This is a genomic window from Herbiconiux aconitum (assembly GCF_024979235.1).
Lineage (GTDB): Bacteria > Actinomycetota > Actinomycetes > Actinomycetales > Microbacteriaceae > Herbiconiux > Herbiconiux aconitum.
Window position 1 is genome coordinate 895,704 of sequence record NZ_JANLCM010000002.1, and the last position, 26,357, is coordinate 922,060.

25 protein-coding genes and 2 tRNA genes are annotated in these 26,357 nt (G+C 68.0%); 11 read left to right on the plus strand and 16 right to left on the minus strand.

Features of this window, described 5'->3' with window-relative positions; translation table 11 throughout:
• Window positions 1–9: 9 nt before the first annotated feature.
• From N1027_RS15735 to N1027_RS15750, 4 genes are all read right to left on the minus strand, one after another.
• Window positions 10–837 (minus strand): Nif3-like dinuclear metal center hexameric protein, encoded by an 828-nt coding sequence (locus N1027_RS15735; RefSeq protein WP_259509074.1) that lies wholly within the window; start codon window positions 835–837, stop codon window positions 10–12.
• 53 nt (window positions 838–890) lie between these two features.
• Window positions 891–1,754: an SDR family NAD(P)-dependent oxidoreductase gene (locus N1027_RS15740; RefSeq protein WP_259509075.1), complete on the minus strand. Its 864-nt coding sequence runs from the start codon at window positions 1,752–1,754 to the stop codon at window positions 891–893.
• 42 nt (window positions 1,755–1,796) lie between these two features.
• Window positions 1,797–2,501: an endonuclease/exonuclease/phosphatase family protein gene (locus N1027_RS15745; protein WP_259509076.1), complete on the minus strand. Its 705-nt coding sequence runs from the start codon at window positions 2,499–2,501 to the stop codon at window positions 1,797–1,799.
• Between the two features lie 20 nt (window positions 2,502–2,521).
• A tRNA-Val gene (locus N1027_RS15750) sits at window positions 2,522–2,594 on the minus strand.
• A 46-nt stretch (window positions 2,595–2,640) separates the two neighbouring features.
• Here N1027_RS15750 and N1027_RS15755 point away from each other — a divergent pair.
• Window positions 2,641–3,330, plus strand: a complete 690-nt coding sequence (locus tag N1027_RS15755; protein ID WP_259509078.1) for a hypothetical protein — start codon at window positions 2,641–2,643, stop codon at window positions 3,328–3,330.
• A gap of 9 nt (window positions 3,331–3,339) precedes the next feature.
• On the opposite strand, the gene N1027_RS15760 is transcribed toward N1027_RS15755, so the two are convergent.
• On the minus strand, window positions 3,340–3,813 hold the full coding sequence (locus tag N1027_RS15760) for a peroxiredoxin (protein ID WP_259509079.1): 474 nt from the start codon (window positions 3,811–3,813) through the stop codon (window positions 3,340–3,342).
• Window positions 3,814–4,018: 205 nt separating this feature from the next.
• Between N1027_RS15760 and aceE the strand changes: the two genes are divergently transcribed.
• The 6 genes from aceE to N1027_RS15790 all read left to right on the plus strand — a co-directional run bounded on the left by aceE (window position 4,019) and on the right by N1027_RS15790 (window position 11,835).
• Entirely contained in the window at window positions 4,019–6,745 is a 2,727-nt protein-coding gene (gene aceE, locus N1027_RS15765; protein WP_259509080.1) for a pyruvate dehydrogenase (acetyl-transferring), homodimeric type, read from the plus strand.
• Between the two features lie 58 nt (window positions 6,746–6,803).
• Window positions 6,804–8,105, plus strand: coding sequence for a PucR family transcriptional regulator (locus tag N1027_RS15770; RefSeq protein WP_259509081.1), 1,302 nt, complete (start codon window positions 6,804–6,806; stop codon window positions 8,103–8,105).
• Window positions 8,106–8,201: 96 nt separating this feature from the next.
• Entirely contained in the window at window positions 8,202–9,122 is a 921-nt protein-coding gene (locus tag N1027_RS15775; protein ID WP_259509082.1) for an ACP S-malonyltransferase, read from the plus strand.
• A gap of 46 nt (window positions 9,123–9,168) precedes the next feature.
• Entirely contained in the window at window positions 9,169–10,173 is a 1,005-nt protein-coding gene (locus N1027_RS15780; protein WP_259509083.1) for a beta-ketoacyl-ACP synthase III, read from the plus strand.
• Window positions 10,174–10,233: 60 nt separating this feature from the next.
• On the plus strand, window positions 10,234–10,482 hold the full coding sequence (locus N1027_RS15785; RefSeq protein ID WP_259509084.1) for an acyl carrier protein: 249 nt from the start codon (window positions 10,234–10,236) through the stop codon (window positions 10,480–10,482).
• A 114-nt stretch (window positions 10,483–10,596) separates the two neighbouring features.
• The gene (locus N1027_RS15790) at window positions 10,597–11,835 is read left to right on the plus strand and encodes a beta-ketoacyl-[acyl-carrier-protein] synthase family protein (protein WP_259509085.1); all 1,239 of its coding nucleotides are present in this window, start codon (window positions 10,597–10,599) and stop codon (window positions 11,833–11,835) included.
• Between the two features lie 231 nt (window positions 11,836–12,066).
• On the opposite strand, the gene N1027_RS15795 is transcribed toward N1027_RS15790, so the two are convergent.
• Complete coding sequence (locus tag N1027_RS15795; RefSeq protein WP_259509086.1) at window positions 12,067–12,573, minus strand: DUF3145 domain-containing protein; 507 nt, start codon at window positions 12,571–12,573, stop codon at window positions 12,067–12,069.
• Window positions 12,574–12,763: 190 nt separating this feature from the next.
• Here N1027_RS15795 and N1027_RS15800 point away from each other — a divergent pair, with 190 nt between their 5' ends.
• On the plus strand, window positions 12,764–13,309 hold the full coding sequence (locus tag N1027_RS15800) for a PadR family transcriptional regulator (RefSeq protein WP_259509087.1): 546 nt from the start codon (window positions 12,764–12,766) through the stop codon (window positions 13,307–13,309).
• Here N1027_RS15800 and N1027_RS15805 read toward each other — a convergent pair.
• The 4 genes from N1027_RS15805 to N1027_RS15820 are packed head-to-tail and all read right to left on the minus strand — an operon-like array spanning window position 13,256 to window position 18,354.
• Complete coding sequence (locus N1027_RS15805) at window positions 13,256–15,586, minus strand: transglutaminase TgpA family protein (protein ID WP_259509088.1); 2,331 nt, start codon at window positions 15,584–15,586, stop codon at window positions 13,256–13,258. The genes N1027_RS15800 and N1027_RS15805 overlap by 54 nt on opposite strands.
• Window positions 15,583–16,908, minus strand: coding sequence for a DUF58 domain-containing protein (locus N1027_RS15810; protein ID WP_259509090.1), 1,326 nt, complete (start codon window positions 16,906–16,908; stop codon window positions 15,583–15,585). The genes N1027_RS15805 and N1027_RS15810 overlap by 4 nt, the downstream gene beginning before the upstream one ends.
• A gap of 4 nt (window positions 16,909–16,912) precedes the next feature.
• The gene (locus tag N1027_RS15815) at window positions 16,913–17,953 is read right to left on the minus strand and encodes an AAA family ATPase (RefSeq protein WP_372499750.1); all 1,041 of its coding nucleotides are present in this window, start codon (window positions 17,951–17,953) and stop codon (window positions 16,913–16,915) included.
• A complete protein-coding gene (locus tag N1027_RS15820) occupies window positions 17,950–18,354 on the minus strand; it encodes a hypothetical protein (protein ID WP_259509091.1) in 405 nt (134 codons plus the stop codon). The genes N1027_RS15815 and N1027_RS15820 overlap by 4 nt, the downstream gene beginning before the upstream one ends.
• A 90-nt stretch (window positions 18,355–18,444) precedes the next feature.
• On the opposite strand from N1027_RS15820, the gene N1027_RS15825 reads away from it, so the two are divergent.
• Complete coding sequence (locus N1027_RS15825; RefSeq protein ID WP_259509092.1) at window positions 18,445–19,149, plus strand: alpha/beta fold hydrolase; 705 nt, start codon at window positions 18,445–18,447, stop codon at window positions 19,147–19,149.
• A 65-nt stretch (window positions 19,150–19,214) separates the two neighbouring features.
• On the opposite strand, the gene N1027_RS15830 is transcribed toward N1027_RS15825, so the two are convergent.
• Window positions 19,215–21,035, minus strand: coding sequence for an esterase-like activity of phytase family protein (locus N1027_RS15830; RefSeq protein ID WP_259509093.1), 1,821 nt, complete (start codon window positions 21,033–21,035; stop codon window positions 19,215–19,217).
• 86 nt (window positions 21,036–21,121) lie between these two features.
• Window positions 21,122–22,168, minus strand: a complete 1,047-nt coding sequence (locus N1027_RS15835; protein WP_259509094.1) for a DUF418 domain-containing protein — start codon at window positions 22,166–22,168, stop codon at window positions 21,122–21,124.
• Between the two features lie 101 nt (window positions 22,169–22,269).
• Between N1027_RS15835 and N1027_RS15840 the strand changes: the two genes are divergently transcribed.
• Both N1027_RS15840 and N1027_RS15845 read left to right on the plus strand, forming a co-directional pair.
• Window positions 22,270–22,734: an iron chaperone gene (locus N1027_RS15840; protein ID WP_259509095.1), complete on the plus strand. Its 465-nt coding sequence runs from the start codon at window positions 22,270–22,272 to the stop codon at window positions 22,732–22,734.
• An 81-nt stretch (window positions 22,735–22,815) separates the two neighbouring features.
• Window positions 22,816–23,229, plus strand: coding sequence for a winged helix-turn-helix transcriptional regulator (locus N1027_RS15845; RefSeq protein WP_259509096.1), 414 nt, complete (start codon window positions 22,816–22,818; stop codon window positions 23,227–23,229).
• Window positions 23,230–23,313: 84 nt separating this feature from the next.
• Here N1027_RS15845 and N1027_RS15850 read toward each other — a convergent pair whose 3' ends face one another.
• From N1027_RS15850 to N1027_RS15865, 4 genes are all read right to left on the minus strand, one after another.
• Entirely contained in the window at window positions 23,314–24,078 is a 765-nt protein-coding gene (locus tag N1027_RS15850; protein ID WP_259509097.1) for an SDR family NAD(P)-dependent oxidoreductase, read from the minus strand.
• A 39-nt stretch (window positions 24,079–24,117) separates the two neighbouring features.
• Complete coding sequence (locus tag N1027_RS15855; RefSeq protein WP_259509098.1) at window positions 24,118–24,693, minus strand: NADPH-dependent FMN reductase; 576 nt, start codon at window positions 24,691–24,693, stop codon at window positions 24,118–24,120.
• A gap of 206 nt (window positions 24,694–24,899) precedes the next feature.
• A tRNA-Ile gene (locus N1027_RS15860) sits at window positions 24,900–24,973 on the minus strand.
• Between the two features lie 76 nt (window positions 24,974–25,049).
• Window positions 25,050–26,342: a glycosyltransferase gene (locus N1027_RS15865; protein ID WP_284439052.1), complete on the minus strand. Its 1,293-nt coding sequence runs from the start codon at window positions 26,340–26,342 to the stop codon at window positions 25,050–25,052.
• Window positions 26,343–26,357: the final 15 nt, after the last annotated feature.

Here is a 26,357-nt window from a genome sequence, read left to right on the forward strand (position 1 = left end):
CGCTCTGCGTCATTGCGTGATGACGAAATCCCAGGGGTCGGTGCGGAGGTCGCTCACGATGAACTCAACCTCCGGCAGGGCTTCGGCGAGCTGCCGGGCAGCGGTTTCGAGCCACAGCCACTCGCTCGCCCAGTGCGAGACGTCGATGAGGGCCGGGCCGGAGCCGGCACCGCCGAGCAACGACTGCTCGCGCGATTCGGAGGCCGGATGGTGCCGCAGATCGGCGGTGATGTACACGTCGGCCGCACGCACGGCCGGATTCGCGAGCAAGGAGTCGCCCGCCCCGCCGCAGAGCGCCACCGCCCCGACGGGTTGCTCGAACTCGCCTGACACCCGCACACCCGTCGCCGTGGCGGGGAGGATCTCGCCGAGCGCCAACGCGAGCCGGCCGAGCGTCGTGGGTTCCGACATCCGGCCCACCCGTCCGATGCCGGTTCCGGGGCGAACTCCCGGTTCGATCGGCCGCTGGTCGAGAAGGCCGAGTCGGGCGGCGAGAACGGATGAGGTTCCGTCGTCGACGATGTCGGCATTGGTGTGCGCCGCCACCAAGGAGCAGCGGGAACGGATGAGCTTGGCCAGCAGGGCGCCCTTGTATCCGGTCTCGGCGATGGTCGTGACGCCGCGGAGGAGGAGCGGATGATGCACCAACAGCACGTCGGCGCCGGTTCCGACGGCCTGTTCCACCGTCGCCGCCACCGCGTCGACCGCCAGCAGCACCCGGTCGACACGGTCGTCGGGCGCGCCGCTCAGAAGACCCGGCGCATCCCACGACTCGGCGAACTCGCTCGGCCACAGCCTCTCGACCGTGGCGTTGAACTCGGAGAGGGTGGTGGGCATCTCCCCAGACTACTGGCCGCGCGAGCTCGCGCGCAGGGCAGCGGAACGGCGGGTCAATCCGGCAGGTCGACGATCTCGGCGGTGCGCGCCCAGAGCGCCCGTTGGAGGTCGGGGTCGTCAGCCGCGCGGGCGACGGCCCCGTTGGCCCGCAGCCGGTCGAAGTACACGCCGCTCACGGCGGGAACGGGCGAATCGGCCGCGAGGGCGACGAGAGGCGCGGCTCCCACCTCGGCTGTCGCGCCCCAACGTCCGCCGGTCACCGCGGTGCCGAAGCGGATGAGAGGCGAACCCGATCCGAAGTTGGTGACGACCGAGCCAGGATGCACGGAGTAACCGTCGACCCCCGGCGTCCCCTCGTGAGCTGCGGTACGTCGTGCCAGCTCGCGAACGAAGAGCACGACCGCGAGCTTCGCCGAGCCGTAGGCGCGCCAGCCGCCGTGCCAGGGCCGAGACGTGAAGTCGAGGTCGGCGAGGTCGATCCGCCCGAAGCGGTTCGCCACGCTCGAGGTCGAGACGATGCGCGCCGTGCCCCCGCGACGCGCCGATTCCTGGAGGCGCGGGAGGAGCATCCGGGTCAGCAGGTATGGCGACAGGTAGTTCGACTGGATGGTCGCCTCGTGCCCGTCGACGGTGTCGGTGCGGGTCGAGACGAGCCCACCAGCGTTGTTGAGCAGCACGTCGATGGCGTCGTAGCGCTCCGACAGGGTGGATGCGAGCTCCCGCACCTCGTCGAAGCGGGCGAAGTCGGCGACGAAGGCGGTGCCGCCGATGCTCTCGGCGACCGCACGGGTGCGCTCCGGATTGCGGCCCACCACCACGACCCTGTCACCCCGCTCCGCCAGCCGAGCCGCGGCCACCGCTCCGATGCCCGAGCTCGCTCCGGTGACGACGACGACCCGCGGCTCATTCTCGCTCATGCGGCAACGCTACTCTTGCGATCCGAGCAGTCAGGACTCCCGTCAGGACTCCGGACGGCCGACGATCTCGACGGCGAGTGCCCGGTGGTCGGAGAGACCGTCGGGTGAGAGAGTCAGCGAACGCAACGCATACTGCCGAGGAACGAGGAAGTAGTCGTTCGCCTGACTCGATCCGGCGAACGACACGTAGTGCTCGATCTCCGAGGTGAGCACGTAGTCGGCACGCCACAGGTGGGCGTGCCGCTCGAGGTGGTTGATGTTGAAGTCGCCGCCGATGATGCGCTTCTCGCCGCGGGACTTCAGGATGCTCAGCACCTCGTCGAGCTGATGCAGAGCGAAATCGTCCCGCACCGACAGGTGCACGTTGGCGAATTTCCACACGGCGTCGTCGCCGGTTCGGGCGGCCAGATCGAAGAACTGCACCAGCCGGTTGTGCGGGTCGCCCTCCTCATGCAGCAGGATGAGCGTCTCGCTCTGCGTCACGGGGAGTCGACTCAGCACGGCGAGGCCTTCCCGATAGGCGCCTTGCGGGCTGGGTTGGAGTCGGCTCACGCTCGCGTGCCGATAGGGGAAGCCCAGCACGTCGTTCAGCTGTTCGAGCTGCGTGAACGGCGAGACGTCGGGCAGGTAGACGACCTCTTGCAGCAGCACCACCTCGGGCTGCTGGGCCCGCAGGTAGTCGACGATGAGTGGGAGCCGCTCGGGCCAGTCGAAGAAGCCGCGGAGATTCAGACTGACGATCTTCATGGTCTCCTGCGCCGCGTGAGTGGGCCCTACCGGGCTCGAACCGATGACATCCACGGTGTAAACGTGGCGCTCTACCAACTGAGCTAAAGGCCCCTCGCGCCCTCGGCGCGTCAAAAGCATACAGGCTTAGACTCTGCCTGTGGCCGACGTCGAGCAGGAGCGAGCGCAGGCCGAGCACCGGTGGCCCGCCGCCATCGGCGTCATCGCGATCATCGCCAGCTACCTGCTGCTGCCGCCGAGCTTCTTCGGGATCGTGCGCTATGGCGTGGTCGGCCTCTGCGTGGGCCTGCTGGCGGCCGTGATCATCATCAATCCGCACAGGATGGTCAAGCAGACCTCGTGGTCGCGGCGCCTCGGCGTCATCCTGGTGATCGTCATCGGCGTGACCAACACGGCCCTGTTGGTGACTCTCGTCACGCTGCTGGTGCAGAACAATCAGGACGGGCCGGCGCTGTTGCTCGCTTCGTTGCAGGTATGGCTCACGAACGTGATCGGATCGGCCCTGCTCTACTGGGAACTCGATCGCGGCGGACCGGTCGTGCGCACCCAGCGGCCGCGCTCGGAGATCCCGCCCGCCGACTTCCGCTTTCCGCAGGACGAGGATCACGACGCCTCACCCGAGGTGGCGGCGCACTCCTCGAAGAAGAGCAACTGGCTCCCCGGATTCGTCGACTACCTGTACTTCTCGTTGTCGAATTCGATGGCCTTCAGCCCGACGGATGTCATGCCGCTCACGCACCGCGTCAAGCTGCTGATGGGGCTCGAAGCCTTTGCCGGCTTCGTGCTGCTCGCTCTCGTGATCGCTCGCGGTGTCAGCCTGTTGGGCTGAGCCCGAAGGTCAGACCCGCGCGGGAACCAGGTCTTCGAGGGCGGCGCGGTAGGCGGCGATCGAACGCGCCTCTCCGGGAGCCGTGATGAAGGACGCACGGATGATGCGGTTCTGATCGATAACGAAGGTCGCCCGGTTCGCGAACCCCTTCTCCTCGAGGAACACTCCGTAGTCTTTCGCCACGTCGCCGTGCGGCCAGAAGTCGGCCACGAGCGTGAAGTCGTAGCCCTCTTTCTCGGCCCACGCGCGGAGCGTGGCTTTCGAGTCGACGGAGATGCCGATCAGCTCGACGTCGGCGTCTTTGAACAGCGCGAGGTTGTCTTCGAGGGCGCACAGCTCGCTGGTGCACACTCCTGAGAAGGCGAGCGGGAAGAAGACGAGTGCAACGGGCTTCTTGCCCTGGAACTGACTCAGGCGGATGCGCTCACCGTACTGATTGGGGAGCTCGAAATCGGGGGCCAGAGTGTCGTTCTCCAAAGCCATGATGGCTTCCTTTCCACTGCCGGGGCGTCTCACCGGCAAAAGCGCCCCCATCTTAGCTCTGCTCCCGCATTCCGCCAAACGACGACCGCTGGCCCGCGCGCCGCGCCGCTCTTTAAACTCACTAGGCTGTTCTGTGGCGTTCCGCACCACATCCCGGCGCGCGCGCCCGACACGAAACGATCTGTAATCAACAGAAAGGTCGACGGTGACTGTCAACGACCAGGACCCCTACTCGGCGGGCCATATCGACTCCGATCCCGACGAGACCGCCGAGTGGAACGAATCCCTCGATGCACTCGTCGAAGCCCGCGGTCACGGCCGAGCGCGCGACATCATGCTCAGTCTGCTGAAGCGCTCGAAGGAACTGCACCTCGGCGTGCCGATGGTGCCGACGACCGACTACATCAACACCATCGCTCCCGAGAACGAACCCGAATTCCCGGGCGACGAGTCGCTCGAGCGCAAGTACCGCGCCTGGATCCGCTGGAACGCCGCGATGCTGGTGCACCGCGCCCAGCGCCCCGGCATCGCGGTCGGCGGCCACATCTCGACCTATGCGTCGAGCGCCGCACTCTACGAAGTGGGCTTCAACCATTTCTTCCGCGGCCAGGACCACCCGGGCGGTGGCGACCAGATCTTCATCCAGGGCCACGCCTCCCCCGGCACCTACGCGCGGGCGTTCCTCGAGGGCCGGCTCTCCGCCGACCAGCTCGACGGCTTCCGCCAGGAGAAGTCGCACTCAGGCGGCGGACTCAGCTCCTACCCGCACCCGCGCCTCATGCCCGAGTTCTGGCAGTTCCCCACGGTCTCGATGGGTCTCGGCCCGATCAACGCGATCTACCAGGCGCAGCTCAACAAGTACCTCACGAACCGCGGCATCAAGGATGCGTCCGACCAGCAGGTCTGGGCCTTCCTCGGCGACGGCGAGATGGACGAGGTGGAGAGCCGCGGCCAGCTGCAGGTGGCCGCGAACGACGGCCTCGACAACCTCAACTTCGTGATCAACTGCAACCTCCAGCGCCTCGACGGCCCGGTGCGCGGCAACGGCAAGATCATCCAGGAGCTCGAGAGCTTCTTCCGCGGCGCGGGCTGGAACGTCATCAAGGTCGTCTGGGGCCGTGAATGGGACGACCTGCTCTCCCGCGACACCGACGGCGCCCTGCTGAACCTCATGAACACGGTTCCGGACGGCGACTTCCAGACCTACAAGGCCGAGTCGGGCGCCTACGTTCGCGAGAACTTCTTCGGCCGCGATCCCCGCGCCCTCGAACTCGTCAAGGACTACTCCGACGACGACATCTGGAACCTCAAGCGCGGTGGCCACGACTACCGCAAGGTCTACGCGGCCTTCAAGGCGGCAAGCGAGCACAAGGGTCAGCCCACCGTCATCCTGGCGCACACCATCAAGGGCTACGGCCTCGGGCCATCGTTCGAGGGTCGCAACGCGACCCACCAGATGAAGAAGATGACGCTCGACAACCTGAAGACCTTCCGCGACGAGATGCACATCCCGATCACGGATGCGCAGCTCGAGGAGAACCCCTACCTCCCGCCCTATTACAACCCGGGCGAGAACGACGAGGCCATCCAGTACATGCACGAGCGTCGTCGGGAGCTCGGCGGCTACCTGCCCGAGCGCCGCACGAAGCACACGGCCATCACGCTGCCCGACGACTCGGCCTACCAGACCCTCAAGAAGGGCTCCGGTCACCAGGAGATCGCCACCACCATGGCCTTCGTGCGTCTTCTGAAAGACCTCACCCGCTCGAAGGACTTCGGCAACCGGGTGGTGCCGATCATCCCCGACGAGGCACGCACCTTCGGCATGGACGCGTTCTTCCCGTCGAACAAGATCTACAACCCCAAGGGCCAGACCTACACCTCCGTCGACCGGGAACTGCTCCTGGCCTACAAGGAGAGCCCGCAGGGTCAGATCATCCACGTCGGCATCAACGAGGCCGGTGCGCTGGCGTCGTTCACCGCGGTCGGCACGTCGTATTCGACGCAGGGCGAGCCCCTCATCCCGATCTACGTGTTCTACTCCATGTTCGGCTTCCAGCGAACGGGCGACGCCCTGTGGGCGGCGGGCGACCAGATGGCGCGCGGCTTCGTGATCGGCGCCACCGCCGGTCGCACGACGCTCACCGGCGAGGGCCTCCAGCACGCCGACGGTCACTCGCTGCTGCTCGCCTCGACCAACCCGGCGGTCGTGAGCTACGACCCCGCCTACGGCTACGAGATGAACCACATCGTGCGGGCCGGGCTCGACCGGATGTACGGCGGCACGCATCCCGACCCCAACGTCATGTACTACATCACCGTGTACAACGAGCCGCACGTGCAGCCGGCCGAGCCCGAAGGTCTCGACGTCGACGGATTGGTGCGCGGCATCTACCGGCTCAAGGGCGGAACGATCGAGGGCCCGAAGGCCCAGATCCTCTCCTCCGGGGTCGCGGTGCCGTGGGCGCTCGAGGCGCAGGAACTGCTCGCGAACGACTGGGGGGTGTCGGCGGATGTCTGGTCGGTCACCTCGTGGACCGAGCTCCGCCGCGACGGCCTGAAGGCAGAGGAGCACAACTTCCTGCACCCGACCGAGGAGCGCCATGTGCCCTACCTCACCCAGAAGCTGCAGGATGCGCCCGGCCCCTTCGTGGCGGTCACCGACTACATGCACGCGGTGTCCGACCAGATCCGGCAGTTCGTGCCCGGGGAATACGCGACCCTCGGAGCCGATGACTTCGGCTTCTCGGACACGCGTCCCGCCGCCCGCCGCTTCTTCAAGATCGACGGACCCTCGGTCGTGGTGCGCGTGCTCGAGCAGCTCGCAGCGCGCGGCGAGGTCGATCAGAACGCGCCGAGCTGGGCCATCGAGAAGTACCGCCTTTACGACGTGACGGCCGGAACCTCCGGTACGGCAGGCGGCGAGAGCTGATCCGAGCGTCGATGAACCCACGATTGATCACGGTCGGCAACGACGCCCCGGAGGTGTGATGGAACGCACGAAGGCGCAGACCCTCGCGTGGCTTCGCACCATCTCGGGTGAGCTCTCGACCGCGACGATCAAGCGACTCGACCAGACGCTGCCCTGGTATGGCGACATGCCACCAGGGCGGCGTTCGGCCGTGGGTCTCGTGGCGCAGGCCGGCATCAAGTCGTTCATCCAGTGGTACGACGACCCGACCACCACCACCTGGATCGCCGCCGACGTGTTCGGCGCTGCGCCCAGGGAACTCCTCCGCTCGGTCAGCCTGCAGCAGACGCTGCAGCTGATCCGCGTCGTGGTCGAGGTCGTCGAGGAGCGAGTCGCCGGGGCGGAAGCATCGCTCCGCGAAGCGATCCTGCTGTATTCCCGCGAGATCGCCTTCGCAGCGGCCGACGTCTACGCCCGGGCCGCCGAAGCCCGCGGCCTCTGGGACGCCCGGCTCGAAGCCCTCGTGGTCGACTCCATCCTGAGCGGCGAGTACGACGACGAGCTGCCCAGCCGTATCGCTGCTCTCGGCTGGCACGGCCACGGCGAGGTCAGCGTGCTGGTGGGCACCACCCCGCGTCAGCTCGACGTCGATCAGCTGCGCCGCACCGCCCGCCACCTCAACGCCGACCTGCTGATCGGGGTGCAGGGCGGCCGGCTCGTGCTCGTGATCGGACGCGCGCATCCGGTGAATGGAAATCCGCTCGACGCAGGGACGCCGGACGGGGCGACGGATGCGCCGGCAGCGACGTCGGCAGCCGCATCCTCATCGACGCCGGCGCCGGAGAATGCCGGCGTCGTCGACGATGCTCCCGCGAACGGCAGTGAGCCGATGCTCTCCTTCCTCGACATCGCGAAGCAGCTCGAACCAGGCTTCGGCCCCGGCTTTCTCGTGCTGGGCCACGAGGTGCCGAGCCTCGTCGAGGCCTCGCGGAGCGCCAAGGCCGCCCTGGCCGGCTTCGCGGTGGCGCGCGCCTGGCGCAACGCCCCGCGCCCGATGCTCGCCGACGACCTGCTGCCCGAGCGCGCCCTCGCCGGCGATCCGCTCGCCCGCTCCACGCTGGTCAACCGGGTCTACCGCCCATTGCAAGACCAGTCGCCCGAGCTCATGACGACGCTCTGGTGCTATCTCGACAACGGCCGCTCCCTCGAAGCCACCGCCCGTGAGCTGTTCGTGCACCCGAACACGGTGCGGTACCGCTTGAAGCGGGTCACCCAGGTGATCGGGTGGGACGCCACGGGCGCTCGCGAGGCCCTCATCCTGCAATCCGCGCTCATCCTGGGGTCGATGAACGACCACGAGCCCCCCGGGCACCGCCGCTGAGCCTGGCGCGGTCTTGTCGGGCTTCGACAACGAATCTCCGAATCTCTTGACCCCGTTCAACACAACCATCGACCGAACTCTTGGGAGACTGAAGCAATGATCGTCGTCGTATGTCCTGGACAGGGCTCGCAGACCCCCGGCTTCCTCGCGCCGTGGATCGCCGACCCCGAGTACCGCACCACCGTCGAGGAGCTCGGCGAAGCCGCCGAGGTCGACCTCGTGACCCACGGCACCGTGAGCGACGCCGACACCATCCGCGACACCGCTGTCGCGCAGCCACTCATCGTGGCAGCCGGTCTCCTCACACTGAGCGCGTTGTTCGCCGACGGACGCCGTGAGCGGATCGCCGGCATCGCGGGGCACTCGGTGGGCGAGATCACAGCGGCGGTGGGGGCGGACATCCTGAGCCCCGCCGAGGCGATGCTCTTCGTCGGCGAACGAGGCCGCGCGATGGCGGAGGCTGCGGCTCTCACCAGCACCGGCATGAGCGCCGTCGTCGGGGGCGACGAGCACGAACTGCTCGCCCTCTTCGACGAGGTGGGCGTGCTTCCGGCGAACTACAACGGCGGTGGCCAGATCGTGGTGGCCGGCGAGCCGGCGGCCCTCGCTCTGCTCGCCGAGCGCGCCCCGCGCGGCGTGCGGGTCATCCCGCTCCCCGTGGCCGGCGCCTTCCACACCCACTACATGGACTCCGCGGTCGACCATCTGAAGGCCGTCGCAGCATCGCTCGAGCCCGTCGACCCGACCCTCACGATCTGGACCAACCACGACGGTTCGATCGTCGAGAGCGGCGACCGATTCCTCGAACTGCTGGTCGGCCAGGTGTCGTCGCCGGTGCGGTGGGATCGCGACATGGCGGCCTTCGAGGCAGCCGGCGTCACCGGCATCATCGAGGTCGCTCCGGCGGGCGCCCTCACGGGCCTCGCCAAGCGTGCCCTCAAGGGTGTTCCGGCGGTCGCGGTGAAGACACCCGACGATCTGGCTGCCGCCTTCGACCTCATCGACCAGGTCGCCTGAGCGACCGACCCGACCCCCTACGCACGGAAGGCATCGCCACAGCGCCATGACCCACGCCCCCCTGAAGCAGGCCACCGGCCCGCAGTTCACCCGTATCTACGCGATCGGTGCCGCCCGCGGCGACCTCTCGGTGCCCAACGACGACCTGGTGGGCCCGATCGACTCCTCCGACGAGTGGATCCGCCAGCGCACCGGCATCATCGAGCGCAAGCGCGCCTCGCACGACGTGTTCGCCGTCGACCTCGCCGAGGCGGCCGCCAAGGAGGCGATCGAGGGCGCCGGCATCATGCCGTCGCAGATCGGCGCCATCCTGGTGTCCACGATCAGCAACCCCGTCATCACCCCGTCGCTCGCGACCCAGGTGGCCGAGCGGATCGACGCCCCGTTCGCCGCCGCCTACGACATCAGCGCGGCCTGCGCCGGCTACGCCTACGGCATCGGACAGGCCGACTCGCTCATCCGTGCGGGCATGGCCGAGTACGTTCTCGTGATCGGGGCCGAGAAGCTCTCCGAGTACGTGAACCCGGCCGACCGCTCCATCTCCTTCCTCCTCGGCGACGGCGCCGGGGCGGCGGTCGTGGGCCCCAGCGATTTCGCGGGCATCTCCCCCACCATCTGGGGCTCGGATGCGACCAAGCGCGACGAGATCCACATGACCGGCACGAGCATCCAGTTCCGCGACCAGGAGACCGAGTGGCCGACGCTCTGGCAGAACGGCCAGGTCGTGTTCCGCTGGGCGGTATGGGAGATGGTGAAGGTCGCCAAGGAGGCGCTCGACGCAGCCGGCGTCACGGTCGACGACCTCGCCGCGTTCATCCCGCACCAGGCCAACATGCGCATCATCGACGAGTTCGCGAAGCAGCTGAAGCTGCCCGAGACCGTCGCGATCGGCCGCGACATCGAGACCACAGGAAACACCTCGGCCGCCTCGATCCCGCTCGCCACCCACCGGCTGCTGGCCGAGGATCCGTCACTCTCGGGCGGTCTCGCCCTGCAGATCGGCTTCGGCGCGGGCCTCGTGTACGGCGCCCAGGTCGTGGTGCTGCCTTAGACATCCCTCTGGCCTGACTAAACTAAGTCTCGGTCAAACGACACCCCCAAGGAGAGAACAATGGCATTGTCCACCGAAGAAGTACTGGCCGGACTGGCTGAGCTCATCAACGACGAGACCGGCATCGCGACCGACACTGTCGAGCTGGACAAGTCCTTCACCGACGATCTCGACATCGACTCCATCTCGATGATGACGATCGTCGTCAACGCCGAAGAGAAGTTCGACGTCAAGATCCCCGACGAAGAGGTCAAGAACCTCAAGACCGTCGGCGACGCCGTGACCTTCATCGTCTCGGCACAGGGCTAGCCCCACCCTCACAAGCGGCTGGTCGGCAGGATTGCGGCCCGAACTCTCAATCCTGTCGACCGAACTGCGCCATCCCGGCGCGCACTGGACTGACCACCCACAGAAAGTTTTGCCATGAGCACGAAGAAGATCGTCGTCACCGGTATCGGGGCCACCAGCCCCCTCGGCGGCACCGCAGTCGAGAGCTGGAAGAACCTGCTCGCCGGGCAGTCCGGTGCCACCACCCTCGAGCAGGACTGGGTGGCCGAACTCGAGTTGCCGGTGACCTTCGCGGCTCAGGCCCGTGTTCCCGCCAACGAGGTGCTCGAGCGCATCGAGACCAAGCGTCTCGACCCGGGCAGCCAATTCGCGCTCATCGCCGCGCGCGACGCGTGGGCGGATGCCGGCTCACCCGACGTGGTTCCGGAGCGCTTCGGCGTCGACTGGGCCACCGGCATCGGCGGCGTCTGGACGCTGCTGGATGCGTGGGACACGTTGCGCGAGCGCGGCCCGCGCCGCGTGCTGCCGATGACCGTGCCGATGCTCATGCCGAACGGCCCGGCCGCGGCGATCGAGATGGCGCTGGGCGCTCGGGCCGGTGCACGCACCGTCGTCTCGGCCTGCGCCTCCAGCACCGAGTCGATCGTGAACGCCTACGACCATCTGCAGGCCGGCTACGCCGACATCATCATCGCAGGCGGCTCGGAGGCGGCCATCCACCCGCTGCCGATCGCCTCGTTCGCCGCCATGCAGGCTCTCTCCAAGCGCAACGACGACCCGGCCACCGCCTCCCGGCCTTACGATCTCACCCGCGACGGCTTCGTGCTCGGCGAGGGCGGAGCAGCTCTGGTGCTCGAGACCGAGGAGCACGCGCTCGCCCGCGGCGCGAAGATCTACGCCGAGCTGCTCGGCGGCGCGGTCACGAGCGACGCCTACCACATCACTGCTCCCGACCCCGAGGGGTCTGCCGCGGCGCGTGCCATGATCGCGGCCGTGGCCAACGCCGGGTACTCGCTCGACGACGTGCAGCACATCAACGCGCACGCCACCTCGACGCCCGTGGGCGACATCGCGGAGTACAAGGCGCTGCTGCACACCTTCGGCGACCGCCTGCACGACATCCCGGTCTCGGCCACGAAGGCGTCGACCGGTCACCTCCTGGGTGGCGCTGGAGGCATCGAGGCGATCTTCACGGTGATGGCGCTGCACGACCGCCTCGCCCCGCCGACGATCAACCTCTCGGAGCAGGACCCCGACATCCCCCTCGACGTGGTGCGCGAGCCGCGGGCCCTGCCCGCCGGCGACGTCTTGGCGATCTCGAACTCCTTCGGCTTCGGCGGCCACAACGCGGTAGTGGCCTTCAAAACTGCCTAGCTGCCTCGGGGGCCGTGCTGCGCGCGGCCTCCTCGGGCGTCGCCGGTCCTTGCCCGGCGCCGCGCGACATGTTCACGTGCGGTCGCTGACGCGGCCGCGCGCTCACCCTGGGTCATCGAGTAGGGCCGGTCGCGTTCGCATCCCGCCCCACCTTTGCTGAAACGACGGAGTGTTCACGCCCCCACGGGCTGACACTCCGTCGTTTGCGCTTTGTGGCCCCAAACTCCGTCGTTAGCCGACCCCGCGGTGGAGGTAGATGACCGGGGACATGTCGCTGGCGTAGCGGAAGGGCTCGAGCTCGTCGTCCCACGCCTGCCCGAGGGCCAGGCGGAGTTCGCGGTGCAGGTCGAGGGCGTTGGTGCCTGCCGACTCCATGGCGTTGCGGATGCGGTCTTCGGGAATGACGGTGTTGCCCGCGTTGTCGACCTGCGCGTAGAAGATGCCGAGGTCGGGGGTATGCATCCAGCGACCTCCGTCGGTGCCGTCGCTCGCGTCTTCGGTGACCTCGTAGCGCAGGTGCTCCCAGCCGCGCAACGCCGAGGCGATGGCAGCTCCCGTGCCGGGCGCGCCCTCCCAGAAGAAGTCGGCTCGCTGCGATCCGCGTAACACCGGCTGCTCGATCCAGTCGAAGTTCACTGCACGACCGATAGCGCGACCTGCAGCCCACTCGATGTGTGGGCAGAGCGCGCGAGGGGCGGAGTGGACGTAGACCACCCCGCGAGCAACGGTTGCCGCCATTTTTCTCTCCATTCGTGAGGTACGTCTTCCCCAACGACCTGTGAACGGATTCGAACGGCGCCTGTATGCAGTTGTGCTCTCATCATGCCAGAGCGTTCGAGCGAATCACAACCGTGTAATGCGCGGTTCGCGAACTGCTCAGACCTATACTGAGCGAGCAATTCCACTGCACCACGGGAAGGACGGCCCGATGTCGATTCGCTCAGGCATCCTGCTCGTGTTGTGCGAAGCGGATGCCTACGGCCTGCAGATCCACGGCGAGCTCGAGGATCGCACCGACCGCCGAGGGCGCATCAACGTCGGCCAGATCTATTCCACGCTCGACCGCTTGTCGTCAGCGGGACTCGTGCAGGCATCCGGAGCCACGGATGACGGCCTGCCGCTCTACGGCATCACCCCCGACGGCCGCCGTGCCGCCGAGGAGTGGCTGGCCGACACCGACGTCGACTCCGCCTCGGCCTGGACCGACCTGACCTTCAAGGTACAGCTGGCCACCAGCCTCGGCGCCCGCTCGGCCGACCTCGTCGATGCCTACCGGCAGGCGTGGCGTCGCTCGCTGGACACTGCTGTCGACGACCACTCCCCTGCGTCTCTGGCCCGCCACCGGCTCGCCGAGGCTGCGCTCGGCTGGCTGAGCGACCTCGAGTCGCTCCCCGGCGGGTTGGAGGGGTTGCAGCGGCCGCTACGGAACGAGCGTCCCCGTCGGGGTCGTCGCCCGGCGCCGACGCCAGAGTGACGCCGGCAGCAGGCGCGCGCGATACCGCTCCTTGGTCGGCGCGCGGCCTTCGATCGCGCTGATCAGCACCACCACGTCGCTCCGGATGCTTTCCCGCGTCACGACGTCGGCCGACCCGGGCGGAGCGTATTGCTCGTACTCCACCTGCCGGCGCAGTCGGTCGATGGCCGGCTCCGGCAGATCGACGTCGTCGCGCAGTCGGCGCTCCAGGTCGAACATGGTGTCGCCTGCCGAGCGCTGCACCCGGTAGTCGTCGAGGGTGTCTTCGAACTCCGTCCAGGCGAGCGTGCCCGGCAGCGGTTCGGTGGCGAGCCGACGGAGTCGTGCCCTCCGGCGCAGCCAGCGCACGGTCCACGGCCCGATGCCGATCACGAAGATCGCGCCGAGCACCGCGGCGAAGGTGCCCCAGCCGCGGATCTGCCCCATCAGGATCTGCTCGGGGGTGAGCGAGCCGAACGCGTTCTGCTGGTCGTCGCGCTGGGCGTTCGGATCCGCCGTCGCGGTGCCGGTGCTCTCGTCGTCTGCCGACGTGCCTGCGCCTCCCGCCTGGGCGTAGTCGGGCAGGCTGTAGTCGGGAGGCGTGATGTCGAGCCCCGGGGTCGGCTCGAACGGCAACCAGCCGATGCCGTCGAAGTACAGTTCCGGCCAGGCGTGCAACTGATCGGTGTAGACCTCGAACGCCGCCCGGCCGCCCTCCGCGACACGGTCGGCCGCCTGACCCGGCGCGTATCCGACGGCGATACGCGAGGGGATGCCGAGGGTGCGCGCCATGACGGCCATGGAGGCCGCGAAGTGCACGCAGTACCCCTCCTTGGCCTCGAGGAAGGCCGCGATCATCTCGGCGTTGTCGCCGTCGTAGCCACCCGACACCGGCGCCGCCAAGGAATAACGGAACTCGCCGGAGCGGAAGTACTCCTGCAGGGCCACAGCCCGGTCGTAGTTCGTCGCCGCGCCACTGGTGACCTCGGCTGCGGTGGAGGAGATGACGGCCGGCAGGTCGCCGGGCAACGCCAGGTAGTCGCGCACCGCATCCGGCACGACCGCTCCGGCGCCCGCCAACTGTTCGGCGGTCGGATTGATGTCCAGTCCCTCGACCTGATAGTTCAGCCCACGGGTGTCGCCCTGGAGGTCGGTGACGGTGAACGACGTCGGCGTGAGCAACCAGCTTCCGTTGAGCTCATCCACGCGCTGGGTGGGATACGGCAGGGGAAGCCAGTCGCTGCGGAGCGACGCGATCGACACGGTCGTGTCGACCTCCTCGAGCGGCACGTCCTGGGCGAGGCCCGGTGGGGTTCCGAACTCCTGTCCGTCGTATCCCACGGCATTGAGAGGCAGCTCGGGTTGCCAGACCCCTCCGGAGAAGTCGGCGAGGTTCACCATCTTGAGATAGAGACCATCGGTGGAGGTCGTCGTGTAGGTGAGCGAGAGCACGGGATCGCTTCGGCGCAGATCACGACCGAGTTGGATGGTGGGGTCGATTCCCGTGGCATAGACCGAAGGGAAGCGGTTGCCCGACCCGTCGTCGGCCAGCGACTCCGCCGTGAGCCCCGGGGTGATCACCGGCAGCACGATCATGGTGGCCACCGCACCCGCCGCGATGCCGAAGGCGAGCGCCGGGTTGCGGCCGCCCTTGACCGTGGGCCTCGTCTTCACCCGGGGCGGATCCGCCCCGATCCGCGAACTGCACCAGATCACGGCCAGGAACGCCACGGCGGTCAGCACGTACACGGCGACGTTCGGTTCGGTCCGCCGCACGATCGGGGCGATGGAGAGCACGGCGAGCGGCCCGACGCCGCTCAACACGGGGGTGCGGAGCCCGGTCGCGAGTTCGTCGGTGATGACCGCGATGAGGCCCACCGACATCACGATCAGCTGGGTGATGGCACCGTCGGCGATCGCCGGAACCTCCTGTTGGGCGATCGAGAGGCGGGCATCCGCGAGGTCGCCCGAGATGTCGGTGAGCGTGGAGAGCGTCGGCAATAGGAACCACAGGGTCGATCCGGCGTAGATCACCACGACCAGAGCGCCCCAGACGATCGCGGTGATCGCCACGACCGAGACCTCCGGCACGCCCCGGCCACGCAGGGTGGCGGCGACGCCCAGCAGCAGCACGACCATCGCCATCGTGGCGAACCACCAGCCGAAGCCCTGGAGCAGCGGAGTCAGCCCGATCAACGCGGCACCGATCACCACGGCGACGGCGAGGGTGCTCTTCCAGGCGCCCGTCTTCTCCTCCCGGCGCAGCTGGGCCGCACTGCGGCGGCGCGAGGCGCTCATCCGATCCCCCGCGCGTCGCCCAGCGCCTTCCAGAGCGAGGGCAGGTCGTCGTGCGCGCCGCACTCGAGCACCGACCACCCGGCGGCACGGAGCTCGGTGGCCACGGTGCGATCGGTGCCGAGACCCGCGCGGCCGGCAGCGGCGTCGCCGCCCACGACGAAGGCGATCGGATGCGACGACATCGCTGCCAGTTGCCGGATGCGGTCGGCGGCACCCGGGGCGGTCGAGACGATCGCGAACACGGGTGGCGCATCCGGAGACGTCAGTGCTGCGGCCTCGACGGCTTCGCGGAAGTCGAGCGGATCGTGGAGCGCTTCACGGGTCGCGAACGCCAGATCGCGCACGGCGCGGGAGAGGCCCTGCGGTGCCGAGAACACCTCGTCGTCGTCGGAGACGCGCCCCGGCGCGTGGCCGACGAGGCGCACGCCGTAACCCTCGTTCATGAGGTGCACCGCCACCGACCCCACCGCGCTGACGGCCCATTCGAAGGCCGGATCGGCGTCGTCGTCGGAGCCGGACTTCCAGCGCGTGGCGCTGTCGCGTGCGAAGGAGTGGGCGTCGAGCACGATCACCGCGTCCTGGTCGTTGCGCTGGTCGTCTTGCCGCACCATCAGTTCGCCGTGCTTGGCCGTCGCCGGCCAGTGCACCCGGCGCATCGAGTCGCCCGGCAGGTACTTGCGGGCGATCACGTCCTGCTCCCCCGCCCCGACCAGTCGGCGCGAGACCTGCTCGGCGCCGTCTCCCGTCGACAGACGCAGATCGATGCGGGCCAGGTCGTAGACGGTCGGCGTCACCAGCACCGTGTCGGTGCCGCCGAATCGCACCCGGCGGATGGCGCAGCCGAACGGATCGGTCAGCGTCACTTCGAACGGGCCGATCTGGTGCGCCCCGCGGTAGGAGGTGTCGAGCCGGTACCGCAACTGGTGCAGGGCCGGCTCATCGAGGGTCGACGAGGTGTAGCCCGGCAGCGTCGGCAGCGCGGTCGGATCGCTCGAGCGCAGCGGCGCCTCGGCCTTCTCGACCCAGACCGCTGCGGGGCTGCGGAGGCTGCCCCAGTTCTGCACGAAGATCGTGGCCGTCACCGTCTGATTCACCGACCCGGATTCGGGCGAGAACCGCCGCCGCACCTTCAGGGCGACCCGGCGCAACGCCACCCAGGCGAGGGAGAACACCGGCACCGCGAGCAGGAAGCAGGCCAGGTAGGCGATCTCCTGCCGCCGGAACACCTGCGTGAGCACGAAGGCCACGATCGAGGCCGCGACGAGTCCCCACCCCCGCACCGTGAGGCGCGGAACGGTGCTGGTGGATCGCGGCCGGGCCATGCGATCAGACCGAGCGCGAACGGTTCAGCGGCACGGGGGTCGACGCCACGATCGCCCGCAGCGCATCCGCGATCGCCTGCGATCCGCCACCCCGGCTGTCGCTCGCCGCCCGCCGCGTGGCGACGATTCGATGCGCGAGCACCGGCACCACCAACTCGTTCACGTCGTCGGGCACCACGAATTCGCGACCGTTCAGCGCCGCCAGCACCTTCGCCGCCCGCACCAGGTGCAGCGTGCCGCGCGGGCTCGCACCGAGCCGGAACTCGGGGTGCACCCGCGTCGCCTGCACGATCGACACCACATACGACTCCACGGCCCGGCTGACGTAGACCGAGCGGGCCGTCTCGATCATGGCGTGCAACTGCTGCTTGTCGACGACGGCGGTCAGCTTGTCGAGAGGGCTGGCGAGTTCGCGCTGGTGCAGCATGGAGAGCTCGGCCGCGGCATCCGGATACCCCATCGAGATGCGGGCCATGAACCGATCGCGCTGCGCCTCGGGCAGGGCATAGGTGCCCTCCATCTCGATCGGGTTCTGCGTGGCCACCACGATGAACGGCCGGTCGAGCGGATGTGTCGTGCCGTCGAGCGAGACCTGCCCCTCCTCCATGCACTCCAGCAGCGCCGACTGGGTCTTCGGGGAGGCACGGTTGATCTCGTCGGCGATCACGATGTTCGCGAACACCGCACCGCGTTTGAACTCGAAGGCGTGGTCGACCTGGTTGTAGATCGAGACGCCCGTGACGTCGGAGGGCAGCAGATCGGGAGTGAACTGGATGCGCGCGACCGAGCATCCGACGCTCGTCGCCAGCGCCTTCGCCAGCGTTGTCTTGCCCACCCCGGGCACGTCTTCGACCAACAGGTGCCCCTCGGCGACCAGCACGATCAAGGCGAGGGTCGCCGCCTCGGTCTTGCCGTCGATCACGCTCTCGAGGTTCGACATGATGGCGCCGGCGTACTCGTCGAACTCGGCCAGACTGAGCGGCGCGTTCGAACTCGGCGCGCTCTGTGTGCCGGTGACGGCGGAGGCGGTGGATTCGGGGGTCATGGACGGTGCTCCCATCGGGTGGCGAGGAGGAAGAGGGTACCGATCAGGGTAGCCAGCCCGATCGCGACCAGCCAGGGGGCCAGCTGGGCGAAGAGGACGCCGACGATGTAATCGGTGGTCGGTCCGTACGACGAACTGCTGAAGCGGACCATCGCGTTGGTGACCCCGATCACACCGAACACGAGCAGACCCACTCCGATCGCCCAGAGAGCGATCACGAATCGGTCGACGAGCGGCCGGGCACGCGGGGCGGGTGACCCCTCGAGCGGCCCTGCGGTGGGTGGCGTCTCGACGCCCCGCGGGACCTCCGCGAAGCCGATGCCCGCCAGATCGTCGAACCCGGGCTGAAAGGCGGCGTCGAACCGGGAGTCGAACTCCCTGTCATCGGTCGTCTCGCGCACATCGCTCCTCGTTGATCCGCAGCTCTCGCCGTCGTTCCACGATAGGCTCACACACCGACATTTGCGATAGCCATGAAGGGCTGGTGCAGGATGACGAGGTTCGTGTTCGTGCCGGGTGCGGGAAGCGATTCCTGGTTCTGGCACCTCGTGACGCCGCGACTCGAGGCCGCCGGTCACGACGTGCTGGCAGTCGACTTGCCGTGGGCCGACGAACGCGCCGGGCTGCCGGAGTACGTCGACGTGATCGTCGAGGCGATCCGGGCTGCTGAAGCGGCCTCCTCGGATGCTCCTCCGCAGTCCCCCGTGCTGGTGGCCCAGTCGATGGGGGCGTTTCCCGCCGTGATGGTGTGCGAGCGGCTGCCCGTGGCCGAGCTCGTGCTCGTGGCGCCGATGATCCCCGCTCCCGGCGAATCGGCCGGCACCTGGTGGGAGAACACCGGTCAAGGGGCCGCCATGCGGGCCTTCGCGCGGGAAGAAGGGCGCGACCCCGACGCCCCGTTCGACGAGGTCGAGGTGTTCTTGCACGACCTGCCGGCGGCTCTCGTGGCCGAAGGCGCCGAGCATGAGGGCACCGTGCCGGCCGACGTGCCCTTCGCTTCGGTGTGGACGGCGGAGCGGTGGCCGGATGTGCCGACCCGCGTGATCGCGGGCCGCTACGACCGCCTCTTTCCGCTCGACTTCGTGCGCCGGATGTCGCGGGAGCGCCTCGGCGTCGAGCCCGCCGTCATCGACACGGGCCACATGACCGCGCTGGTGCGCCCCGACCAGCTCGCCGAGCTGCTGCTCGTGCCCTGATCGAGTGGGCACGTTTCGTCGCACCGCCGCGCGAGTTGCAACGAAACGTGCCCACTCGATGGCGGTTACCGCGCCATGCGGCGACGCAGGGCCGCGGGAGCCAGAGTGGCTGCGCCGAGGAGGAGCGCCAGCGTTGCCAGGACGAGTGCCGGGGCGGGCGCCGCTCCGGTGGCCGCGAGGGCACCCTTGCCGCCGGTGCCGGAGCCGGAGCCGGCCGTTGGCGAACCCGGGTCGGCGGGCACGACGGCCGCCGCGACGGTGATCGTCACCGTGGTGACGGTCTGCGTCGCAGGAAGCTTCGTCAGGTCGACCTCGAGGTACTCCCCCTGGTCTTGCGTGCCGTCGGCGTTGATCTTCGGATCGAGCACGAAGGGCGAGGTCGCGTCAGCGACCGTGCCCTTCAGGCCGAAGTCGCTGTCGTTGGAGATGAAGAGCTTGCTGCCGCCATCGATCGGGAACACACCCTCGACCTTGTCGTGCCCGAAGAAGGTGCCTTCGGGGCTGAGCTCCGCCAGGGTGTCGGTGAGGTTCAGGTAGTCCGACTTCGCGCCCGGCGTGATGCCGCGTGCGGTCAGTGCCGCTTGCGCCGCATCCGTCGTCACCGCTCCGACGAAGCTCTCGATCGTCTGGCCGCCCTGGTCGTCGAGCAGCAGGCCGCCGTTCGCCGCGTCGTAGGTGGAGTCGGCCAGGGTGGAGTCGGGGCCGACATCCGTTGCTCCGCTGATATCGACCTGGTAGATGAGCTTGCGGTTCGGCGCCGGAGGCAGGTTGCCGTCGCGCTCGAGCACGAGGAACTTCGTGGCCGAGAGGGCCGTGATCTCGCTGCTCGCGTCGGCGGTGGTGGCCGGATCGGTGGTGAGGTAGAGGTATTCGTGCACCGACTGATCGATCAGGCTGATGGTCACGATGCGGGTGGCCGGCACCTTCTTGGCGTTCACGGAGCCGAGGTCGGGCTGCTTCAGCGCGCTCTGCATCAGACCGACGAGGCTGGTGCCGTCGGGCGTGATGGTGAGGCCCTCCATTCCCTGGTTCGCGGTGCGGTTGCGGAGTTCTTGGGGCAGACTGCCGTCGAAAGGCGAGAACTGCCCGAGCCGCTTGCCGTCGGCGTCGAAGTGGGCGATGTAGGGGCCGTACTCGTCGGAGACGTAGAAGGTGCCGTCGGGCATGGCCACGAGACCCTCCGAGTCGAAACCGTAGGGCGAGGGCGGCAGCGGGTTGCCGTCGAGGTCGACGATGGTCTCACCGGTGGTGGCCTCGGTGCTGACTTGTCCGTTCAGGGGCGACCCGTCGGCATCCTTCAGCGGGATGTCGCGCACGAGCACCGCCTGGCCACCGACGAGTTGGAACTCGCCGATCGATGGGGTGAAGTCGGGCAGCGGTTCGACCTTCACACCATCGGCGCCGTCGACGTTCGGTCCGCGGTCGGTGAGACCGTAGACGAAGCCGGGCTTGCCGGGCACGGCGACCACGGAGGAGCCGTAGCCGTTGCCGGTGACCGGCACCCCACCGAACACACCGAGGTCGGCGCCTCCGGTCGTGTAGAGCTTCACAGCGTCGGAACTCGACACGGTGAAACTGTCGGTGCCGATGAATCCGGCCTTGGGTGTGTAGGAGTAGTCACCGTTCGGGCCGATCGAGAGCGTGCCGTTCGCCGGCTCGGTGTGACTGATGACCGCGTGCGCATACCCCTCGTTCGTGCCGAATGCGTTCGCGCTGAGCTCGCCGCCGGGCGTGACGGATGCGCCCGACCCACTGGGCGCTGAATCGGTCGGCGCAGCGGCCAGGGCCGGCTGGGCGCCGAGCAGGCACACACCCGCGAGGGCGCCGGCTACGGCGAGGGCCGCGGTGGTGCGGGCCGCCGGGGCGACACGGATTCGTCTGGTCACTTCGTTCTCCTCTGTCGACATCGCGGTCGCCGTCATCGGCGACCCGACTAGCGCACGCTAGGGCGCGGAGGAGGACACGAGTTGGCCTACCGGTTAACGAACGGCAACGACCGCGCCGGCGGGCGGGAGAGCGAGGAGATCAGTCGCTCCAGCGGGCCCTGACCGACGAAGAGTCGCCACAGGGTCGCGAACACCAGGCTGCATGCGCTGAGCGCGAGGAACGGGAACCAGGTCTCGAACCCTGGCGCGCCGAATCCGCGCCAGGTCGCCAGCGCCAGCACGTGGGCGGTGTAGATCGTGAGGGGCATCGATCCGACGGCGCGAAGGGGAAACAGAATGAAGCCGGCGATGCGGGCGACGGTACCCATCCCGCTCGTCACGAGGAGCAGACCGGCGATCAGTGCTACGGCGAAGCCGATCGCCGAGACGTGCACGAGCAGGTCGCCGAAGAAGGTGTCCGACGACCCCGGGGCCGAGGTGGTGAACGCCGCATCGACCACGGCGGCGAAAAGCACGACGCCGATCACCAGCAGCACGAGCTGCGTGCGGCGGCGCGACAGGTCGAGTCGCGAAATGGCGTAGCCGAAGCCGAGGAAGGCGAGCCAGATCAGCAGCGGGTAACTGCCGGTGGTGAGCCAGTCGAGGAGTTGCAGCAGCTCGGTGTGCAGCACCAGCACGGGATTCACGGCGGTGCCGACCCAGAGCTTCACCGCCGTTCCGACGAGGAGGAGAACGGTGGAGCCCGCGAGCAGCGGCACGTTGCGCACCCGCAGGAAGGGCAGGGCGATGAGGAAGAGCAGCCCCCAGGTGTCGAGCACGACGGAGACGCCGGATGCCATGGTCTGCAGGAACAGGCCGAGAGCGATCAGGAAGACGCCACGGATGGCGATGGTGCGCCGCAGTTCCCGGAGGTCGCCCCCGCGACGGAGTCCGGATGCGACGAACAGGCCGAGAGCGAGCCCGCCGGTGATCGCGAACAGTGTGCGCGGCCGTTCCCCGCCGCCCGCGATGGTGAGGAGGTGACCCCATCCGCTGGTCTGATCGGGTTGGGCGTGGGCGATGAACATCGTGAGCACCGCGTAGCCGCGGGCGATGTCGATCGCGGCGATGCGGTGGGCGTCGAAAACCCTCAAAGACCGTCCCCCTCATCGAGCAGAAATCGAGAAGCCCCCGTGGCGGCACATCCGTAGCATGGGACCGACCCCCGACGGAACGCGCATGAAGGAGCCTATCAATGAGCGACACCCCGACCGCCGCCCGGAAGACCGACAAGTACGACGGATTCACCGAGGAGGAACGGGAGGCGATGAAGGAGCGCGCCAAAGAGCTGAAGACGGCAGCCCGCCGCCCTGCGCGTTCGAAGAAGGTCGACGGCCTCACCGATCTGCTCGAGAAGATCGCCGAGATGCCTGACGAGGATCGCGCGATCGCCGAGCGGGTGCACGCCGTGATCATGGCCAGCGGGCCCGACCTCGAGCCGCGCACCTGGTACGGCCAGCCCGCCTACGCGAAGGACGGCCAGGTGGTGTGCTTCTTTCAAAGCGCGTCGAAGTTCAAGACCCGCTACTCGACGCTCGGCTTCAACGAAGCGGCGAAACTCGACGACGGGCCGATGTGGCCCACCTCCTTCGCCCTCGTCGACGTCACCCCGGGGGTCGAGAAGCAGATCGCCGCGCTGGTGCAGAAGTCCCTCGGCTGACGGATCGTCGGGGAATGTCGCCCGACCCGAAACCGTTCTGACCGATGCAACCCTGACCCAGGTGGAAAGAAGAACATCGTCATGACGGACACCGTGCTGCCCTACACACAGTCGAACACCGCCGAACTGCTCGAAGCGTGCGACGAAGGCCCGGCCAGCGGCGAATTCGTTCGCGACCTGGTGAGCAAAGTCGGCGACAAGTGGTCGATCTTGACCCTGTCGACCTTGGCACGCGGGTCATTGCGTTTCACCGAACTGCAGCACGCGATCCCGGGAATATCGCATCGGATGCTCTCCGTCACGCTGCAGTCCCTCGTCAGAGACGGACTCGTCGAGCGCGAGTCGTTCGGCGAGGTGCCCCCGCGCGTCGAGTATTCGTTGGCACCGCTCGGCGAGACACTCCTCGGCCCGATCCGGGCGCTCGTCGTCTGGGCGAACGAACACAGTGCCGACGTGGAGAGCACGCGCAGTTCGGACGCGAACCGCACCGCGTGAGGCAGGCACCCGGCAGACCGGCTGGTCTCCGCCAGCCGGTCGGTGCCGAGGTGCACAGCCCGTGAACGGGGTTCGCTCAGACGATCACCACGCGGTTGCGCCGCCGTCGACCGCGTAGTTGGCGCCCGTGATGTAGGAGGCGCGGTCGGATGCCAGGAACGCCGCCAACTCCACGATCTCCTCGGGTCGGGCGAATCGCTTCAGCAACGTCTTGCTGGTGATGGCGTCTCGAGCAGCTTGGTCGTCTCCGAGGTCCCGATCACTTGCTGGGGTCAGCACCGGGCCGGGGCTGATGGCGACCGCACGAATGCCGTGAGGTGCGCCCTCGAGCGCCATCTGCCGCGTCATCCCGATGACACCGGCATTGGCTGCCGTGTGCCCGACCATCGGTGGAACCTGGCCGGCGATCATGCCGGCCTCCGACGCGACGTTGAGGATGACCCCGCCGCCGCGCGCGATCAGGTGGCGCCAGGCGTACTTCGAGACGAAGAACGGGATGTCCAGTTCCCCGGCGATGGTCTTGCGCCAGTGCTCCACAGAGAAGTCCGACATCGGCCCGAAGTACTGGATGGCCGCGTTGTTGTAGACGACGTCGAGTGCGCCATAGGCAGCGACGGCGCGTTCGACGAGAGCTTCGGCCTGTTCAGGGTCGGTCAGGTCGATCGGTGCGATGCCGGTGATCTCGCCGCCCGCACGCCGCACCATGTCGATTGTTTCTTCGTTCGCGGCAGCGTTGATGTCCGAGCCGATCACCCTGGCGCCTTCGCGAGCGAAGACGCCGGCGGCGACGCGGCCTTGGCCGCCGCCGGTTCCGGTGATGAGAACGATCTTTCCGTCGAGAATTCCCATTGTGTTTTTCTCCTTGCTGTTCTTTTTCTTTGACTTCGACTAGCGGGCCGACGCCGCTGCGTCGCGATACGGCTTGAGTGCCTCCGACCAGCCCTCGATCTGGAGGAAGAGGTTGCTCAGGGCATCGTTGTGCTGCGGTCCGGGCGCGAAGGTCACGAAGTCCTTGTAGTCGGTGAAGAGCGAGAGCGCGACCTGCGAACGCACCGTGGCCATCTGGAGCTCGGCCGCGATCAACCGGAGGTGCTCCACAGCGCGGGTGCCGCCCACGCTTCCGTAACTCACGAACCCGGCTGCCTTGTTGTTCCACTCGGCGTAGAGGTAATCGATCGCGTTCTTGAGTGCCCCGGAGGTCGAGTGGTTGTATTCCGGGGTCACGAAGATGTAGCCGTCGTGCTTCGCGATCTCTGCGGCCCATTCCTTCGTGTGCGGGTTGGCGTACTGGCCCATGGCCGGTGGCATCGCCTCGTCGAGGAGCGGTAGCGGGAATTCGGCCAGATCGATGATGTCGTAGGTGACGCCGGGGCGTCCTGATGCGGCTTCCTGCACCCAGCGGGCGATTTCCTCACCCTTACGTCCGGGTCGAGTACTGCCGATGATGATTGCTATGGAGGTCATCTTCTTCTTTCGTCGTGCGGCAACGACTCGCCGAGAACCGGCGAATCACAGGTGCACAACGAACGAGAAACGGCAGTATTCCTACCGGTCCATACGCACTATTTCCTGCGTATCAACACGCACGTCGAGGTAATCGACGCTCGAAAAAGTAACAATCGTCAGAATGCGGGCAAGGCGGAGCCGTCCCGGTGAGAAGGTCTGTTCAGTAGGGCGGACGGGACTTGAACCCGTGACCGACGGATTATGAGTCCGCTGCTCTAACCAGCTGAGCTACCGCCCCGCGCATCCACCAGGCCCGCGAGCGGGCGGCGGTAAGAGCGCCTGACCACGATACCGCGGCTCGGCGTCGACGCAGGTCAGGCCCGTTCTTCGGCCGACGCGTCGACGTCGCTGAGCTCGGACTTCGGCACCACGACGACGGGCGCCGTCACCGGCTCGCCACGGTAGAGGTGCTCGAAGGTGTTCAGAGTGCGCTGGATGTCGTGCGCCGCCACGATGGTGAGCGACTCCCGCTTCAGCACGTCGAGCTCCTCCTGCGGCAGACGCAGGATGTGCTCCAGCCGATCGGCCAGCTGCTGCGCGTTCCCGGGCTCGAACAGGAAGCCGTTCTTGCCGTCGTGCACGAGGTGCGGCAACGCCATCGCGTCGGCGGCGACCACGGGCAGACCGCTGGCCATCGCCTCCATCGTGGCGATGCTCTGCAACTCGGCGATCGACGGCATCCCGAAGATCGTGGCGCGCGTGTAGGCCCGCCGCAGCTCTTCTTCGGTGACGTATCCGGTGAAGGTCGCGCGGTCGCCGATGCCCAGCTGGTGCGCCATCGCCTGCAGGTTGCGGAGTTGATCTCCACCGCCCACGATCTCGACCTTCGTGTCGAGATCGGCCGGCAGCAGCTGGATGGCCTTCAGCAGCACGTCGATCTGCTTCTCGCCCGCCACGCGACCCACGAAGAGGATGCGGTTCTCGGTGCGCGGGGTGAAGTCGGCGACGTAGTTGTCGACGTTGATGCCGCAGGAGATGGCATAGACGTTGTCGATGCCCGTGGCCTTCTCGAAGAAGTCGGCGGCACGGCGCGTGGGGGCGGTGACCGCATCCGCTCGGCTGAAGGAGCGGCGCGCGGCCGCCCAGGCCAACCCGATCGCCCAGTTCTGCAAGAACTTCGGGATGATCACGGTGAAGGCGAGAAGGTTCTCGGGCATCACGTGGTTGGTGCCCACGATGCGGATGCCGCGCTTCTTGGCCTCGGTGGAGACGCCGCGACCCACGATGATGTGCGACTGGAAGTGCACGACGTCGGGGTTCACCTCGTCGATGATCTTCGCGCTGTTCTGTTTGATGCGCCACGGCAACGCGAAGGTGAGCCAGTCGTGCGGATACCAGCGCCAGCTGTAGAGACGATGGACCGTGATCTTCTGGCCGTCGTAGACCTCGGTGTGCGTGCCCGTGGGCAGCTTCGCCGATGGCGCCACGACGTGCACGTCATGCCCGCGCGAGGCGAGGCCGGAAGCAAGGTGCTCGGCGAAGCGCGCAGACCCGTTCACGTCGGGCGAGAACGTGTCTGCGCCGATGAGTATCCGAAGAGGCCGGCTCGTCGTGCCGGGCGCGTCAGGCGCATCCGTGCGAGTGTGCGGATCTCGGGAGTCTGTCAAACCGTGTCTCTCCTG